This window comes from uncultured Pseudoteredinibacter sp. (assembly GCF_947500695.1).
Lineage (GTDB): Bacteria > Pseudomonadota > Gammaproteobacteria > Pseudomonadales > Cellvibrionaceae > Pseudoteredinibacter.
This window is the reverse complement of record NZ_CANMSS010000009.1, coordinates 24,097-40,297: the sequence shown is the minus strand read 5'-3', so window position 1 is coordinate 40,297 and position 16,201 is coordinate 24,097. Positions and strand designations below refer to the sequence as shown.

Here is a 16,201-nt window from a genome sequence, read left to right as displayed (position 1 = left end):
TTTATTCATGTCTATAGAAAAGGCGAGCTTTTCCACCTCCGAAAAGGCCATTTTGGGGGCATTGCAGCGCGAAGGGCGAATGTCCAATGTTGAACTGGCCCAGCAGGTGGGTCTATCGGAATCGCCTTGTTTCCGCCGGGTGAAGCAATTAGAGGACGATAAAGTCATCACCGGTTACTGCGCTGTAGTCGATCAGCGCCGCTTGGGCTTGGAAGTGACAGCCTTTGTGCAAGTGGATTTGGAACAGGGCTCTGAGGCCGATACCGAGCTCTTTATGGATGCCGTTAGGGCCGAAGAGTACATTACCGAGTGCTATGCCATGAGTGGTGAATATGATTATCTGTTAAAGGTGGTGGCTAGGAGTATTGACCATTTTGGTGAGATTAGTATGAAGCGTATTCTCAAGTTCCCCGGCGTTAAAAATATTGTGTCGAGTTTTAACTTGCTAGAGGTTAAAAATACCCGCCAACTACCACTTTCTTGAAACGAGAAAGTTTTATTTTCTATTGAGGAGTAACAATTGTTGGAAAGCTCTATCCAAGTAAATCAAAGCGATATGAACTTAGCAGGCCATGTCGATAATGTGAATTTGTATCGCTGGTTTAATGACCAACGCTTAGAATTGTTTGACATTATTAGCAGTCGAGTAGGGCAGCCCTTTGTTCCACCTTATGTCAAAACCGAATTGCAGTTTATGCGGGAAGTGTTCGATCATGAGGCGGTCTTATTAAGGCTTAACATTTGCCATATTGGTGGGAAGTCTTTTCGTATCGAGCAGCAGCTTATGCAAGATCAAACCTTATGTGCGATCTGCGAAACCACCGCGGTAAATTTCTCAGTGGAATCGCAAAGCGCTTGTGTTATCGAAGGTAGCGTAAAAGCCGCCCTGGAATCGTTTAGCCGTAAATAATGTATTTACAGTGATTCAATAAAGCGCTTCATTTTTTGCCGAGCTTTTACGGCTTCCTCTATATGAAAAAAGAAGCCTTGGAACACATGGGGCATGCCTTCATAGATATCGAGTTTGAGCTTTCTATGACCGTCATCCAGTTTCTGATACAAGCGTATGCATTGACTCAATAGGGCTTCGCGGCTACCGCACTGGATGAGTGTCGCCGGGAATTTGGATAAATCCCCATAAATAGGCGATACCAAGGGGTTTTGCCACTCGGCTTTATTGGGCGCAAAGGCCAATGCTGCCGCTTTCATATCTGCGCGCTCCAAAATTGGATCGGCATCCATAAGAGTAATCATGCTGTCGTCTTTCGCTGCTATATCCATCCACGGTGACCAAAGTAATAGGGCGGCGGGTTGGGGCAGTTTTTCTTGAGCTATGCGTATACTTAGGGTGCTGACCAAGCCTCCACCAGCCGAATCACCAAAGAGGATGATGTCTTTCGCCTGATGGCCGCTTTCCAATAAAGATTGATATACGGCGAGAGCTTCGTCATTGATCTGTTGATAGTTAGCTTTAGGCGCTAAACTGTAATCAACAGCTAAGGTCTTTATGTTGAGATCATTTGCCACAGGAACAGAGGACGATAGCGTGCTCATCGGACTAAAGCGCGTGTAAGCGCCACCATGAAAATAGAGCATCCGCTTCTTATTCTCTTGCCAGTTCTTGGGAGTGATTTCTAAGACCGGAATGTCGGCAACTTTTCGGCTTTTAAGTGTGGGCTGGTAGGCGCCGAGAACCGCATCTTTAAATAGGGTTTGAAATTGCACTTCAAGCCGACTTTGTAGTTGCAGCCATTGGGCGTCGCTTTGTGGTGCAGGGCGTGGAGCTTTATCTTGATAGACGATGCTGATGGCCTGTTTGCTGGCCTCGCTAATTGAATTGGGTAGCTCAAGGTTTTTAACTAAGCCCTGTTCGGCCAGGGCTATTGAAGATAAACCCAGCAGGAGCAAAGAGTTTTTTATTGCTTTTAGCATTGCTTTATTCTCGTATTGTTGCTTTCGTTTTGCTGATTCCGTTCTCGATTAATTAGTGTCCGCTTAACTGTGGGTTGATCCCGGTGGTACAACCCCTTTACGTATTAAACAGTTTGCGTATAAGCGGCGCTCTGATGTGGCGACGATACAAAACGCATTTTTTGCTTGCTGGTAGAAATCTTGTCGGCTGAGCCCGTGGGGTAGTACCTCTCTATCTTCAGCAAAATGGCAAATTCTAGAAAAGTCTTGGGCAATTGTCGGGAGCTCACCATTGGCCATGGCCATCACTCGCAAGGAGTCGCTTGAAAAATCATCGATGGGCATCAGTTGCAAAATGGCGGAAAGCAGTTGATCACTGTTGCTAGCATCAGCACGAATGAGTTTTTGAGCGTGGCTCGTCGCTGGAAAGTTTGCATCGACAATCGCTATATCATCACCGTGCCCCATCTGGGCCAATGTATATAAAAGATCTGGACTGATAATGTCAGGGATTTTTTTGAGCATGAGAACTCCTGGTAGCTAGTTTGAAGCTCTGGATTTGAACATCTTATAAAAAGCCCCGAGCCGATAAATTATCGATCAAAGAGCCAATGCCAAATGTCCAAGGACGTACTTGATTGCTTTTACCCACCACGTTTGCCAGCAGCCCTAATTGCTCGTTATAGATCTCTACTATATCTCCATCGAGATGAGAGAAGCCTTGCCCATCCTCGAAGCGATCATCTACAGGGGCATACATGGTGCCAGTAAAGAGCATGATGCCATCAGGATACTGATGATTTTCACCGATAACTTGCTGCACAAGTTGCTCGACATCGCGACTGATCCGGCTCATATCGCTGCTGCCTTGTAAAAGATAACCATCCTGCCCGAGGATTCGTAAGTCGACTCTCGCTCGGCGAATATTGTCGAGACTAAAGCGTTCATCGAATAGGCGTATAAACGGGCCGATAACGCAAGAGCCGTTGTTATCTTTAGCGCGTCCAAGTAATAGTGCGCTACGTCCTTCAACATCACGTAGATTGACATCGTTTCCTAAACTGGCACCTACGATTTTCCCACGATTATTAACACACATTACCAGCTCAGGTTCTGGATTATTCCAAGTGGAATCTGGATGAAGACCGATCGCGTCACCCAATCCAATTGCCGACATGGGTTGAGACTTAGTAAAGACTTCAGCGTCCGGCCCTAGCCCGACTTCAAGATACTGCGACCACATACCTTTGCCCTGAAGAAGCTCCTTCAGTTTTAATGCTTCCGGGCTGGCGGGTTTAATATTGTGAATATCGGCACCGATGCTGCTTAGAATTGATTGGCGAATCGCTGCCGCTTCTTGACGGTCGCCCATGGCTTTTTCTTCAACTACACGCTCAAGTAGGCTATCGATAAAGGTTACTCCGCAGGCCTTAATACTCTGCAGGTCGCAGGGCGCTAATAAGTGGTTGCCGCTTTGTTGCTCGGTACCACTGAGTAGCTCTTGAATGCTGCATAAAGGATTAGCAAGCGTCAATTCCTGCAAGCATCTTAAGGGGTTTTCCGTGTTTATCAGAGCAGAGGAAGTAGGGAAGTGTTCGGTAATATCATATACCTGCTCATTCTGAATAAGGATCACACAGGGCCCACCTTGCTGTTGGCTCCACATACGACCGATTAGGGTAGCGTGCTTAGCATCACGAGGCAGGCAATTGTGGGTGGTAAAGGTTTTTGCGTTTTGCATGCTTAACTTATCCTTAGTATTCACAGCACGGCTCCTAGACTCCAAGGGTGAAAACCATCATCAAATAAAGCGATCTGCTCACCTTTGCTAGGTTCACCTGAAGCGGTACGAATAATTTTTTCTACAATCTCTTGGGCAAGGGAATCCAAATCGGCTTCGCCATCGATTAAACGACCACAGTTGATATCGAGATCATCTTTCATGTGATTAAAAATGCTCTGATTGCTGGCTAATTTAAGGCTGGGAACGCTTGGGCAATTGAAGTTCGAGCCACGCCCGGTGGTAAAGCAAATCATGTTAGCGCCACTTGCCACTTGGCCGGTAATCGACACCGGGTCGTAGCCCGGGCTATCCATAAATACCAAGCCTTGGCTTTGCATGGGCTCGCCATAATCATAGACATTATTGATGGTGCTCTTACCGGCTTTGGCAACTGCACCAAGAGATTTTTCGATAATGGTAGTGATGCCGCCGGCTTTATTGCCATGGCTTGGGTTGCTGTCTAGAGTCTCGCCTTGTTGCTTGGCATACTGTTGCCACCAATGCACTTTTTGCTCTAGTTTTAGTGCAGTTAATGTGTCTCTACAGCGCCGGTAGAGTTGCTGTTCGGCACCAAAGATTTCCGGTGTCTCCGCCAATATTGCTCTGGCGCCCTTGCTGCAAAGTATATCTACGGCACGCCCTAGGGCAGGGTTGGCACTGAGCCCAGAAAAGGCATCACTGCCGCCACACTGCAAGGCAACACTTAATTTTTCGAGACCCTGTTCGCTGCGCTTTGCTTGGTTGGCCTCTGCCACTAAGGACTTAATTTTATCTAAGCCTTCCCGGATGGCTTGATGGCTGCCACCGCAGGCTTGAATTCCCAAACTTTGAATACGATCTTGTGGCTGAGAGCAGGCTTCGCTGCCAAGCAATTGGTCAACTTGATTAGTTTCGCAGCCAAGTGATACCAGCAGTACAGCGGCAATATTCGGGTGGTAGATCCAGCCTCTAAGTGTTCTTTGTAGGAGCTCCAGTGACTGGCCATTTTGATTTACGGCACAACCGCCACTGTGACAAATCGGAATCAGTGCATCGACATTATTGTATTGTGGCATAAATTGCTGCGCGCTTTGGCAAATCCCGCGTACCACGCTATTCGCACAGCTAACCATGGCCACTACGGCCACTATATTTCTGGTGCCAATTTTTTTTGTGTATTCACGCTTGTAACCAAGAAATTGTGCCGCTATGGTTTTGCTTGCTGCGAGCCTTGCCTGGGCGATAGTACTGTCTGAGCTTTCGAATGTGTGCGGAGTTATACTACTTGGCCCTTCAGGCATGCTGCAATTATGGCTATGTATATGTTCACCCGCCTTGATGTCCAGTGTTGCGGTGGCGATACATTGACCGTACTTTATGATGCTTTGCCCTTTGGGAATATCATGTGATGCGAGCTTATGCCCAGTAGAAATATTTTCCTTACTAGTGATTTCAAAGCTTGCAATATAGCTATTAGCAGCAATGTCCTCCAATGCGACGACGCAGTTATCTGTTGCGGACAGTTGTATACATTGAGTCATGAGGTCATTCCCTCATGGGGCTCTGTTGAGTTCGATTTTGTTGAGTTCGATTCTGTTGAGTTTGATGGAGGCGCTGCTAGCGTGATGCCATAAAAATTGAGTGCATTTTCGAAGAGTATCTTTTGGTAATCTTTTGTACTTAGTGATTTGCATAAAGTCGCGGTAATAATTAACCAGTCCTTATAGCTCGCAGCTAACTTAAGTACCGGCCAGTCACTGCCCCACACTAGATGATCAACTCCAAATTGGTCGATCAAAAAGTCAGTACAAGGCTGTAGATCGCTAGCAGTTGCGGACGCTTTTGCCTCGGTAAGTAAGCCAGATAATTTACAGTAGATATTTGGCATGCCCGCTAAAATTGATATATACCTTCGCCATTCTTCCAGTTGTTGTTCACGCAAATTGGGCTTAGCAGCGTGATCAATAATAATCCTGAGCTCAGGAAGTTGTACGGCTGCTTCGCAGAAATAGGGGAGTTGCGCTGGGGTTATTAGTGCATCTAAGCTTAGATTGAGCTCAGCGCAGTAATGTAGATTGTCGATAACTTGCTCTTGCAAAATCCAGCGTGGGTTTGCAATGTCTTGCAGCATGGGGCGCACGCCAACAAATTTATTGTGCTTAGAGAGTGCTTTGAGCTCTTGTCTAGCTTTGTCTGTGTTCAAATCAACCCAGCCAACGACGGCCAAAATATCAGTGTGTTTGTCGGCGATATCTAAAAGAAACTCAGTTTCCGCCAGGGTGGGGGCGCACTGAACCAAAATGCCAGCCCTAACATCATTACCTCTCTCTTCTAGCCAATCGCTGTATTGATAATCCTGATACAAAGAAGTCAGCTCTGGAGTAATCCATCCATAATCTCCACGCTGTAGCTTCCAGAGGTGAAAGTGCGCATCGATAATCATGCGAGAGTCTCCCGGTATTGAGTGGGTGCGTCTCTATGGAGTAGCCCCTTGTCTTTCAGCGTATCCCAAAACTCTGGAGGTATATCAGCTTGTATAAGCGATAAATTACTCTCTACTTCTTTGGCGCTACGTGCTCCCGGTATAACTGAAGCAACGGCAGGGTGCAGTAAAGGAAAGCGAAGAGCAGCAGCGGCCAAGGAAACTGAAAAGTCATTGCATATGGCTTCCATGGCTCTGACTTTAGCGAGAATTTCTTCCGTTGCTGGACTGTAATTGTAGTAAGCGCCAGCAATGGCGCCGGTGGCGAGTATGCCAGTGTTATATGGCCCGCCAATGATAATATCAACGGCACGTTGTTCGCAGGCGGGTAAAAAGCTTTCGAGTGCCTCCTGCTCGAGTAAGGTGTATCGGCCAGCTAGGAGAAAGCAATCGGGATCACTGTCCGCTAAAAATTGCTCGCAAACTTGCCACTCGTTGACGCCTAACCCGAAGGCTTTTATTAGCCCTTGCTCGCGCATTTCCAGCAAGGCTTTATTGGTTCCGTTCAACGCCGCTGAATAAACTCTGGCCTGTTCCGTACCATGGGTCCAATAATCAATATCATGGATATAAACTATGTCTAGATAATTACACCCTAGGCGTTGTAGGCTTTGTTCTACGCTGCGCCAAGCACCGTCATAGCTATAGTCATAATTGGCGTTAAATGGTGGTGCTTGTTGATATAAACCCGCGTCCGCCGAATCCCCTATAGCACAGGGTTTTAACAAACGCCCTACTTTGCTTGAGATACACCAGCTTTCTCGTTCGGACTCGTTGAGGGCCAGGCCTATACGGCGCTCACTCAGACCATGGCCGTAAAGTGGTGCGGTATCGAAATAATTAATGCCGTTTGCAAGCGCTGTAGAAATGCAGTGCAAAGCATTAGTGTTATCAAGGCTCTGGTATAGATTCCCAATAGGCGCGCCACCAAAACCGATCTCGCTAAGAGCAATCTGACTGCGCTTTAATTTGTTTATCGCTAACACAATGATTCTACCTTGGCCTTAACGATTAGCATTTAAATAAGCATCAACTGTGCTTTTATCGATAGTCTGAGTAGGTAAATCGATGTGTTTTTCCAGTTTCTCACCTTTTAGTAGACGTAGTGCTTCCTGAAGAGCCTTAACGCCAGGGGCAGGGTAAACAAAAGTCGCCGTCAAAAATCCACGCTTAACCCAAAGTGCGCCTTCTTTTGGGATCGCATCAACACCTAGAAAGAAAATATCTTTTTCACGTTGCGCATCGCGCGCGGCTAAAAAGGCACCAAAGGCCATCGGGTCATTGTGGGCGTAAACCAAGTCGATCTTAGGGTGCGCCCGCAGAGCATTGCTCATAATGTTATAGGCTTTATCTTGTTTCCAGTCGCCATCTTGTCGGTCTACTAGCCAATTTAAATTTTTTTCCTTTTGTAGCGCATCTACAAAACCCTGGTGACGTTCATGGGCAGGAGTCGAGCCCATTCCACCCCAGATTTCTACGATATTTCCTTGCGCCATTCCTTCGCCGCCTAGCAAAGCAAGAGCCTTACGGCCAGCTTGACGACCTATCTCTAGGTTGTTTCCTCCGATAAACTGGGTAAAGTCATCACCGTTAATCTTTCGATCAAGTACGATTACGGGTATGCCAGCTTCCATAGCTTCTTTTACAACGGCCGTTAATCCCGCGCTCTCTTTCGGGGCTAATAGAATAATATCTACTTTTTGCTGAATAAAAGACTGAACATCGGCGACCTGTTTTTCGGTTCGATCTTGGCCATCGGCTATAAACAATTGAATATCAGGGTGCTTCATGGCTTCGGCCCGCAATTGCTTATTAAAAAGAACACGCCAAGGCTCGGTGGTGGTTACCTGAGAGAAACCAATCCGATAAGCCCAGCTGGATGAGGCACTTGTTAACAACAGTAGGGTAGTGAGTAGCGTAGCTAGAATTCTAACATTCAACATGGTGATTCTCTTTGGTCGCATATTGTTATTATTTAGCTCGACATAAATCGAGTTTTGAGCTTGTTCCAGTCAAACTGCTGCAGCAGTACGGCGAGCACTATGATGATGCCCTTGAGTAAGAGCTGAGTATTGCTGTCGACATTATTGAGCTGTAAAACATTGCTGAGGACGCCAAAAATCAGAACCCCCAACAGCGTTCCGGGGATAGTTCCACGGCCGCCCATTAGATTTGCTCCGCCAATGACCACAGCAGCAATAGCATCAAGTTCCATACCGGTTCCGGCATCAGGCTTGCCTTGTAAGTATTGAGCGCAGTACAAAACACCCGCTATTCCGGCGAGTGCACCGCTTAAGGTGTACACCCAAACTTTTACCCTGGCGACGGGTATACCCGATAGATAGGCTGCTCGCTCATTACCACCAATGGCATAAAGGTAACGGCCAAACCTAAAGTGGCGAAGCAATAAGGTAAAGCTCACTACAATGAGCAGAAAAACAAAGCCAGGAACAGGAATACCGAAAATTGATTTACGCAGCCATTCAAAGTTTTCATTGCTATTGATGCCGCTATAGATAGGGAAAACGGACATATCTTGCCCAGCCATTAGGCGCGCAATACCAAGTGCAGCCACCATCATGGCCAATGTGGCAATAAAGGGTTGAAGTTTGCCACGTGCGATCAGTTGTCCACTGATACTCCCGAGCAAAGCTGTCGCTGTAATACTTGCTAAAATAATGGCCAGTAGGGAGGCTTGGTTGTGCAAGTTGTTGAAATATTGCCAGCCTAAATAAGCAGCTACTATTAATCCTGATACTCTTAAGCACTGGCAATAAACCTCGGCCAAAACCCTTCTGAGAAAAGCCATAATAGGAATCGTGATTAAGTAGGCTGCAACAAATCCTAGGCTCATACCTCCTATCCAGCCTCCATTATGGGTTTCTTCTAAGGTGAGTAGCATGGCGCAGAGTGTTGCGGCGAAGGCCATTAAAGAGCCTACTGCCAGATCGATACCGCCGGTTAATATCACCAAAGTCATACCAACCGCCAAGATGCCGGTAATGCTCACTTGCCGAAGAATATTTAATAGGTTTCCTGGGGCTAAAAATATAATGTCGCCGGCACTGTCTTGGGGTGAGAAGAATATTCCGCCCGCAAAAAGTAAGGCAAGGCCAAGCAACAGTTTACTGCGCCAAAACCAATAGCTAATTGAGTGATTCTCTGTCACTTAAATGTTTCCTCTAAATGGTGGTTACCACTATGATGGTTTTGCCTGTCATAGTGGCCCTGTGCGGCGCTGAGAATTTTGTTTTGACTAAATGGGCGCTGCTTGAAGTGTTGAGCGATCGAGCCTTCATGCAAGACAAGTACGCGATCGCATAAACGACAGAGCTCGGGTAGGTCTGTACTTGCAACAATAAAGCTCATGCCCGATTGCTTTAGCGCTTCTAAAAGCCGGTAAATTTCAGCTTTGGCTGCAACATCTACCCCTCGTGTCGGCTCGTTCATTAAAACTAGTTTGGGTTTGAGCGCCAGCCATCTTGCTATGACTAATTTTTGTTGGTTTCCGCCCGATAGGCTTCCAGCACTTTGCTCGGTGCTTTGATACTTTACGGTCCACTGTTGCAGTAACTCACTTTGTTTTTCCGTATCGTCAGCGATCAGCAAGGAGTTTTGTTGTGCTAGCGTTGGTAAGCCAAGATTGAATAGCAAGTTTCGATTCAAAACCAAACTATCATGTTTTCGATCATCACTGATATAAGCTAGACCTTGTGCGATGGCATCACGTGGTGAGCTTGTGGTGATGGTTTGTCCGTCAAATACAAGACCTTCGCTATTAAAGTCACGAAGGCCAAAAAGGCACTCCAGTAGCTCGCCGCACCCGCTTCCCAGCAGTCCGGTTAGACCAAGGATTTCACCTTCTTTCACATCAAAATTAATGCCCTTTAGCGTGCGCTTTCCCCAATGACCGTTTAGATCTTTTATTTCTAATAGCTTTAAGCTGGGGTTGTCCGCGCACTTTTTAGAGCGCCGTGGTACATCAGCTAATTCCTCGCCAATCATCAGTTTGATTACTTCATTAGCCGAATAACCCTGCATTGGTCCTTTAGCGACCAAACTTCCATTGCGTAATACCGCTAATTGATCGGCTATCTGACTCAGTTCGTCCAGTCGATGTGAAATGTAGATGATACTGACGCCTTCTTTGGTCAGGCGACGTAAGATGGTAAAAAGGTGCTGGGTTTCTTGATCGCTTAAGGCTGCGCTGGGTTCATCCAAAACCAAGATTTTGGCATCACGCAGAAGTGCTCGAGCGATCTCCACGAGCTGTTGTTGGCCTATGTTGAGTTCTTTTACTGCCGTGCTAGCGGGTAGGTTTAAGCCCAACTGATCAAGGACAGATTGGGCCTTATTCGCCATGGAGGCATGCTGAATCAAACCCAGTTTATTCTTTTCTTCATTGCCCAGAAATATATTCTCGGCCACACTCAGCTCGGGTAGAAGATTTAGCTCTTGGTGAACCATGATCACCCCGGCTGTCTCGGCGGATTTTGGTGAGTCAAATGTATGCGGGCTGTCGTCGATATAGATTTGTCCTTGATACTCTTGGTACACACCGCAGCTAATATTCATTAAGGTGCTTTTTCCTGCGCCGTTTTCTCCCATAAGCGCCAATACTTGGCCTGCTTCTAGTTGAAGACTAACGCCCTCTAGCACCTTTTGTTTGGCAAAAGACTTCTCAATGTTTTCCAATCTCAAACGCGCAGACATAAGCAGCTCTTAGAACGTCTCATTGTAAGTCATGGTCTAATGTGCCGCTTCTTCAGCTGCTGGCAAGTCAGCGATGCGAGATTTCAGCGCGGGTAATTGAGGCAAAGTAGCGCTTGGAATGGCTTCATACCAAAAACTAGCGGCCGACCAGTCATCTTCACGCTCATAAAGATCAGACAAATATTCTTCCAGGGTAGTGGGGGTATCACCATTGTGACCAATTTGCTGAATAGTAATATGTGCTTCTTCTTGCCAATAAATTGGGTCACGCAAATGCCAGCGGTACATGGAAATACGTCCGGTATCGCCATCGTCACCTTTCTCGCGATAGCTAGCACCGTTATATAAAAAGGCAGAATCTTGTAAACCCCAAGATAGCCCTACATAATCTTCGGCGCCGCTACCGTTCAGGGTAGGAAATTTATCATCGCCATCTATATAGGCTTTCATTTCGCCTTCGCCCCACCAGTTAGTGTCGCTAGGGCGAACGCCTATCACCGTGCCAATAAAGCGGCCTTTGCCTGTTCGTTTTGGTAGTAGGCTAAAATCTTTGGTTTTGGTGGTCGGGTTTTGGCGCTGAAAGTTTACATGCAGCCTGCCTACCTTTTCGCTGTGACGATCACCCAAGGTGTAATCAATCTGATAGAAAAATGGCATGGGCTGTGGAAGCTCATTGGTGATGGTAAAGCGAGCAGCTTTATTAAAGGGCATGGGAAGCCAAATATTCATCCCAGCTTTTGGCCCCACTGAATGAACAGCACTTTGAAATGATGTTGCTTTGCCATGTGCAAAGCCAAAAAAATCACCCAGTGGCGCTTCGATGCTTGGATGTTCTTGGCCATCCCAATAGCCACGAATAACGGCTCCACGCAAAAAAGCAGGTACAGGGAATGTGGTGGCCCAAATGTGTCGAATTGTGCCACTGCCTTGAATATTGGCTAGTTCTACCGTTTCCCCGGGCGCTAATAAGCGAGCTGGGGAACCTTTACGGCCTTGGCCCAGTGGGCTAGAGGCTTTACCACCTTCACCTTTGGCTCCGGTAGGGTTTTCAAAACTAATGGTTCTAGATTGTAAGGGCGAATCTAAATGATAGGGTTCGCTAAGCAATTTATGGCTATCATCGGCAATGCTCATTGGGCTGAAAAAGCAGGCACTTAACAATGTTGACCGCCATAAAAACTTAGCGCCGAGAGTAACAAGGAATTTTGGAAACACGCTGTTGTTTTTAGTCATGTGCATTTCTCTAGAATATAGGTTTAGGGCGATAGCCCAGTTCGCGACTTAAAGCCAAGCAAGCTTGTGCTAATTCTTGGCCGTTACTTTGGGCATCTTCCATGCTGGCCTGGGAAGTGGTGCCTGAAATACTAATGCCGGCAAGTGGGCGTCCATTGTGGTCCAAAATAGCGGAGGCTACACAGCGAATCTCTACTTCGTTTTCACGGTCATCAATGGCATAGCCTTGCTTTTTAATTTCCTGCCACGCGGCTCGTAAATCTTCAGCGCTAGTAATGCTGTGTTCGGTTTTGGCTTCCATTGGCTCCTGTAAGGAGAGCCTTTGATTGTCTCGCTCGGCGAACGCCATCATGGCTTTGCCAAGTGCAGTGCAGTGCATCTTGCCGCGCCAGCCAATGCCCGACGCTAATACAATGGGATGGCGGCTTTCAATCTTGTCAATGTAGACAACTTCATTGCCATCAAGGATTGCGAGATGAATAGTTAAACCTGTTAGCTCTGAGAATTGCATCATAATAGGCTTGGCTAACCGGCGAATATCCATGGTGTTATAGGCTTGAGCGGCTAAAGACAATACCTTACCGCCGAGTTGGAAGCCTTGTTCATCTTGGGTGACCAAACCATGACTTTTTAAAGTGCTCATAAGACGATGCACCGTAGGGCGTTGAAAGCCCGAGCTATTAACAAGATCGACAATACGCACTCGCCCTTGTTGACTCAGTTGCGCAACTAAATCTAAGAGAATAAGGGCTTTATCAACCGCCGTGGGTTTATTATCAGCTTCACTCATAGTTGGCCTTGAGAATTTTTGAAATTATTGTTATTGATCTCATATACGTTCTATCTATTGTTACTGTGCAAAAGAAAGATCGCAAGCTAGCATCCTTGTAGCTTGCGACCAATTGTCGCCACTGTACCACTACTTTTTTTAGCTATTAAAACTGGTATTTGAAATTCATACCAATGGTTCGCGGGCGAATTGTAAACACTCGCTCATCAACAACATTTATTGCTGTCGTACGCGCTCTTTCATCGGTTAGATTTTTACCAAAAAGGCCTACTTCAATATTGTCGCCTAACAAAAGGTTAATGTTGGCACTGAGTACGGCATAGTCGCCGATACGATGCTGCGGGCCAGCTACAAACTCATACTCCATAAATGATTCATCGACGTATTGATATGCAAGCAAACCTCGTAATGCCATATCATCGGCGATATCTTTGTCAAAATTGATAGCAAAGTTATAACTGAACTCTGGAACACCTTGTAGGCGATCGCCATCGGCACCTTGTTGGGTTCCGGCGCTGATATAGTCTTCTTCCAGCTGAGCTTCTTTTATGTCGAAGCCAAAATCTACTGACCAGATATCATCGATTTGCCAGGCACCTTCAAGCTCAAAGCCGGTAATCGATGCAGAGCCAGCATTATCAATGTAACCAAAGCCATTACTGAGTAGAGATTTGGTTTGAATATCGCTCCAATCCAGATAGTAGATGGCGCCGTTTAAGCGCAGTTGATTGTCCATCCATTGGGTTTTGAATCCGAGTTCATAGTTCCACAAACTGTCCGATTTGTACTGTGCTGGGGCGCCACTGGCGACAGCGATATCTGAGTTGGCGCCACCAATACGATAGCCTTTAGAGGCGAGCGCGTAGATCATGCGATCATCATCAGGTCGAAAGCTCACTTCAAATTTTGGATTTACTGAGTCTTCACTTGACGATACTGAGCCGGTACTGATTCCTGGTGGTGTTCCCACTCGACCGGTTAAAAGATTCTGAATACCACGGCTACTACCCACATCACTGATTTCAGTTTCAAAAACACGAAGCCCTATGGTTGCAGACCATTGATCATTGAAGGCGTAGCTGGCTTCACCAAAAATGGCTTTCTGTTCTATCTGGAAATCGTTTTGATTGCGGTAGACCACCTCATCGCCAACATAGAATGGGCCACCAGGTGCTACTAAGGCACCACTAATGCCTGGCTGTAGTACCCCAAGAACATCAAGCAACCCGCCTAAGTTATCCACCACAACGACTTGCTCATGATCAACTTTATCTTTTTGATAAAACAAGCCCGCTGTCCATTGAAAAGCGCCGTCGTCAACGGATTGCAGGCGAATTTCCTGAGCAAAAATATCAAACTCTTCATTAAAATGATGTGGGCTAATGGCTTCGATACCAGAGAAATCATATATCGGCTTAAGAGCAAGGTAAGCGTTTTCAGAATATTCGAATACCCAATCGTTATCCCCATTAAAGTAGCTAGATGAGGCGTATAGCGCGATGTCACCGAAATCATAATCAATGGTGAAGTTGTAGATTTTAGTGGTATCTAATTGTTCATCTTTTACAGGAGCGTCAATACTCAGGTCGCTGCCTGGGTTAAACCACGCCTTACCGTTAACGTCTGATTCTTGATAAATATAACTGGCGTTTATTTTCAGCTGATCATTAGGCTCATAAGCCAAGGCTAGGCGGCCACCCTTGGTGCTGATGTCATTGGCATCTTCTTCATTTACTCGTGCGTGGGTGTAATCGATAAAACCGCCATCGTCTTTCTTATAAGCGACCGCACGCAAAGCTAAGCTATCGCTAAGCGGTATGTTCATCATCATATTGACAACGGTAGCTGGATCGCCAGACTTGGTCGCGCCGTAACTGCCATCAATCTTGCCCTGGAACTCGCCCTGTACAGGCTCATTGGTAATAATGCGCAGTGTTCCGCCTAGAGAGCCGGCACCATAGAGGGTGCCTTGTGGGCCCCTAAGTAGCTCAACACGAGCGATATCGGTCATGTGAAGGTCGGGCGCACTTACACCACTGGTGAGAGGAATATCATTAAAATAGATTGAAGTGGTAGCCTGCAGCTGTGCATCAAACTCAGTGCCGTCTGAAAGGCCGCGTACGGTTAGCTTTTTCTTGCCTGAACCTGCATCCACATAGGAAAGCCCGGGCAAAAGGCGAGCATAGCTTTCGAAGTCGGTAGCACCTTTGTTTTCCAGTGATTCCCCTGAAAGAGCCGATATAGCGATGGCCACATCCTGCATACCGAGTTCACGCTTGGTTGCGGTTACCACTATCTCTTCCAATGCCGCGCTGTGGGCAATACTGATTTGGCTGGCGATAATGCTCGCCAAGAGGGTTTTAGGGAACAGGTTTTTCATAGCAGGCCACTCCTTATAGTCTGTTATGTGGGCGTCGAGCTGATTGCCGCTGGGTCGCTTATTGATTGCTTATTAGTTGTTTATTCGTTATTTATTATTCTGGAGTCCATAATATGGACTGTTTGTTTTTAATTTGGACGAAAGGATGGTAATGAGGCGAATCTTTTAATGCAAGTGTCCATAATACGACCACTTTATATGTGTATTTTTTATTTGAGGCGGGTTTAGTAGAATGTTCGCCTAGGCAGCCGTGACTCAATTCATTGAGTGAACCTAGACATAAGAGAATTAATCCATTGAAAAAGCTCAGTTACTTATTCGAGGCCAACAAAAAATGGTCTGAATCCATCAAAGATAAAGACCCCGAGTTCTTTAGCCGACTCTCCAAGCAGCAAGCGCCAGATTACCTTTGGATAGGATGCTCAGATAGCCGAGTGCCGGCTAATACCTTGGTAGACCTGCCGCCTGGTGAAGTCTTCGTGCATAGAAATATCGCCAATGTTGTGGTTCACACCGACCTTAATATGCTGTCGGTATTGCATTACGCAGTAGCAGTATTGAAGGTAAAACATGTGATCATTTGTGGCCATTATGGCTGCGGCGGTGTGATGGCCGCGATGGAAGATAAGAGCCACGGCCTTATCGATAACTGGTTACGACACATTAAAGACGTAGCCCGCTTCCATAAAGATGAACTGGATAAACTGTCTGAGGCCGAGCGTATTGATCGTATGTGTGAACTCAACGTGATGGAGCAGGTGCGCAACGTGGCAAATACCAGTGTAGTCAAAAATGCCTGGAGTGAAGGGCAGGTGCTTTCAGTGCATGGTTGGATTTACAATATCAATAATGGTGTGCTGAACGACCTGGATATGTGCGTCTCTGATTCTTCAGAGCTGTCTCCCGAAAGTTAGTTTCAAAAGGCGCCGA

The 16,201-nt window shown here is 46.5% G+C and carries 15 protein-coding genes; 3 read left to right on the top strand and 12 right to left on the bottom strand.

What is annotated here, in order from left to right; genetic code table 11:
* Positions 1-7: 7 nt before the first annotated feature.
* Both Q1A08_RS15695 and Q1A08_RS15690 read left to right on the top strand, forming a co-directional pair.
* Positions 8-484 (top strand): Lrp/AsnC family transcriptional regulator, encoded by a 477-nt coding sequence (locus tag Q1A08_RS15695; protein ID WP_299774607.1) that lies wholly within the window; start codon positions 8-10, stop codon positions 482-484.
* 36 nt (positions 485-520) lie between these two features.
* On the top strand, positions 521-910 hold the full coding sequence (locus Q1A08_RS15690) for a thioesterase family protein (RefSeq protein ID WP_299774605.1): 390 nt from the start codon (positions 521-523) through the stop codon (positions 908-910).
* A gap of 5 nt (positions 911-915) precedes the next feature.
* Here the strand turns inward: Q1A08_RS15690 and Q1A08_RS15685 are convergent, their stop codons facing one another.
* From Q1A08_RS15685 to Q1A08_RS15630, 12 genes are all read right to left on the bottom strand, one after another.
* Positions 916-1,932 (bottom strand): alpha/beta hydrolase, encoded by a 1,017-nt coding sequence (locus Q1A08_RS15685; RefSeq protein WP_299774604.1) that lies wholly within the window; start codon positions 1,930-1,932, stop codon positions 916-918.
* 63 nt (positions 1,933-1,995) lie between these two features.
* Positions 1,996-2,436, bottom strand: coding sequence for an RbsD/FucU domain-containing protein (locus tag Q1A08_RS15680; RefSeq protein WP_299774602.1), 441 nt, complete (start codon positions 2,434-2,436; stop codon positions 1,996-1,998).
* Between the two features lie 43 nt (positions 2,437-2,479).
* Positions 2,480-3,676, bottom strand: coding sequence for a fumarylacetoacetate hydrolase family protein (locus Q1A08_RS15675; RefSeq protein WP_299774600.1), 1,197 nt, complete (start codon positions 3,674-3,676; stop codon positions 2,480-2,482).
* Entirely contained in the window at positions 3,673-5,214 is a 1,542-nt protein-coding gene (locus Q1A08_RS15670; protein WP_299774598.1) for an altronate dehydratase family protein, read from the bottom strand. Before Q1A08_RS15670 ends, Q1A08_RS15675 begins: the two co-directional genes overlap by 4 nt.
* A complete protein-coding gene (locus Q1A08_RS15665; RefSeq protein WP_299774596.1) occupies positions 5,211-6,116 on the bottom strand; it encodes an amidohydrolase family protein in 906 nt (301 codons plus the stop codon). The genes Q1A08_RS15670 and Q1A08_RS15665 overlap by 4 nt, the downstream gene beginning before the upstream one ends.
* Positions 6,113-7,141: an aldo/keto reductase gene (locus Q1A08_RS15660; RefSeq protein ID WP_299774594.1), complete on the bottom strand. Its 1,029-nt coding sequence runs from the start codon at positions 7,139-7,141 to the stop codon at positions 6,113-6,115. Before Q1A08_RS15660 ends, Q1A08_RS15665 begins: the two co-directional genes overlap by 4 nt.
* Before the next feature lie 18 nt (positions 7,142-7,159).
* Positions 7,160-8,098, bottom strand: coding sequence for a substrate-binding domain-containing protein (locus tag Q1A08_RS15655; RefSeq protein ID WP_299774592.1), 939 nt, complete (start codon positions 8,096-8,098; stop codon positions 7,160-7,162).
* 32 nt (positions 8,099-8,130) lie between these two features.
* Complete coding sequence (locus Q1A08_RS15650; RefSeq protein WP_299774590.1) at positions 8,131-9,324, bottom strand: ABC transporter permease; 1,194 nt, start codon at positions 9,322-9,324, stop codon at positions 8,131-8,133.
* Complete coding sequence (locus Q1A08_RS15645) at positions 9,321-10,868, bottom strand: sugar ABC transporter ATP-binding protein (RefSeq protein WP_299774588.1); 1,548 nt, start codon at positions 10,866-10,868, stop codon at positions 9,321-9,323. The genes Q1A08_RS15650 and Q1A08_RS15645 overlap by 4 nt, the downstream gene beginning before the upstream one ends.
* 36 nt (positions 10,869-10,904) lie before the next feature.
* Entirely contained in the window at positions 10,905-12,101 is a 1,197-nt protein-coding gene (locus Q1A08_RS15640; RefSeq protein WP_299774586.1) for a glycoside hydrolase family 172 protein, read from the bottom strand.
* A gap of 10 nt (positions 12,102-12,111) precedes the next feature.
* Entirely contained in the window at positions 12,112-12,891 is a 780-nt protein-coding gene (locus Q1A08_RS15635) for an IclR family transcriptional regulator (protein WP_299774584.1), read from the bottom strand.
* 145 nt (positions 12,892-13,036) lie between these two features.
* Positions 13,037-15,271, bottom strand: a complete 2,235-nt coding sequence (locus Q1A08_RS15630) for a TonB-dependent receptor (RefSeq protein WP_299774582.1) — start codon at positions 15,269-15,271, stop codon at positions 13,037-13,039.
* Positions 15,272-15,567: 296 nt separating this feature from the next.
* On the opposite strand from Q1A08_RS15630, the gene can reads away from it, so the two are divergent.
* The gene (gene can / locus Q1A08_RS15625) at positions 15,568-16,185 is read left to right on the top strand and encodes a carbonate dehydratase (protein ID WP_299774580.1); all 618 of its coding nucleotides are present in this window, start codon (positions 15,568-15,570) and stop codon (positions 16,183-16,185) included.
* The last annotated feature ends 16 nt before the right edge of the window (positions 16,186-16,201 follow it).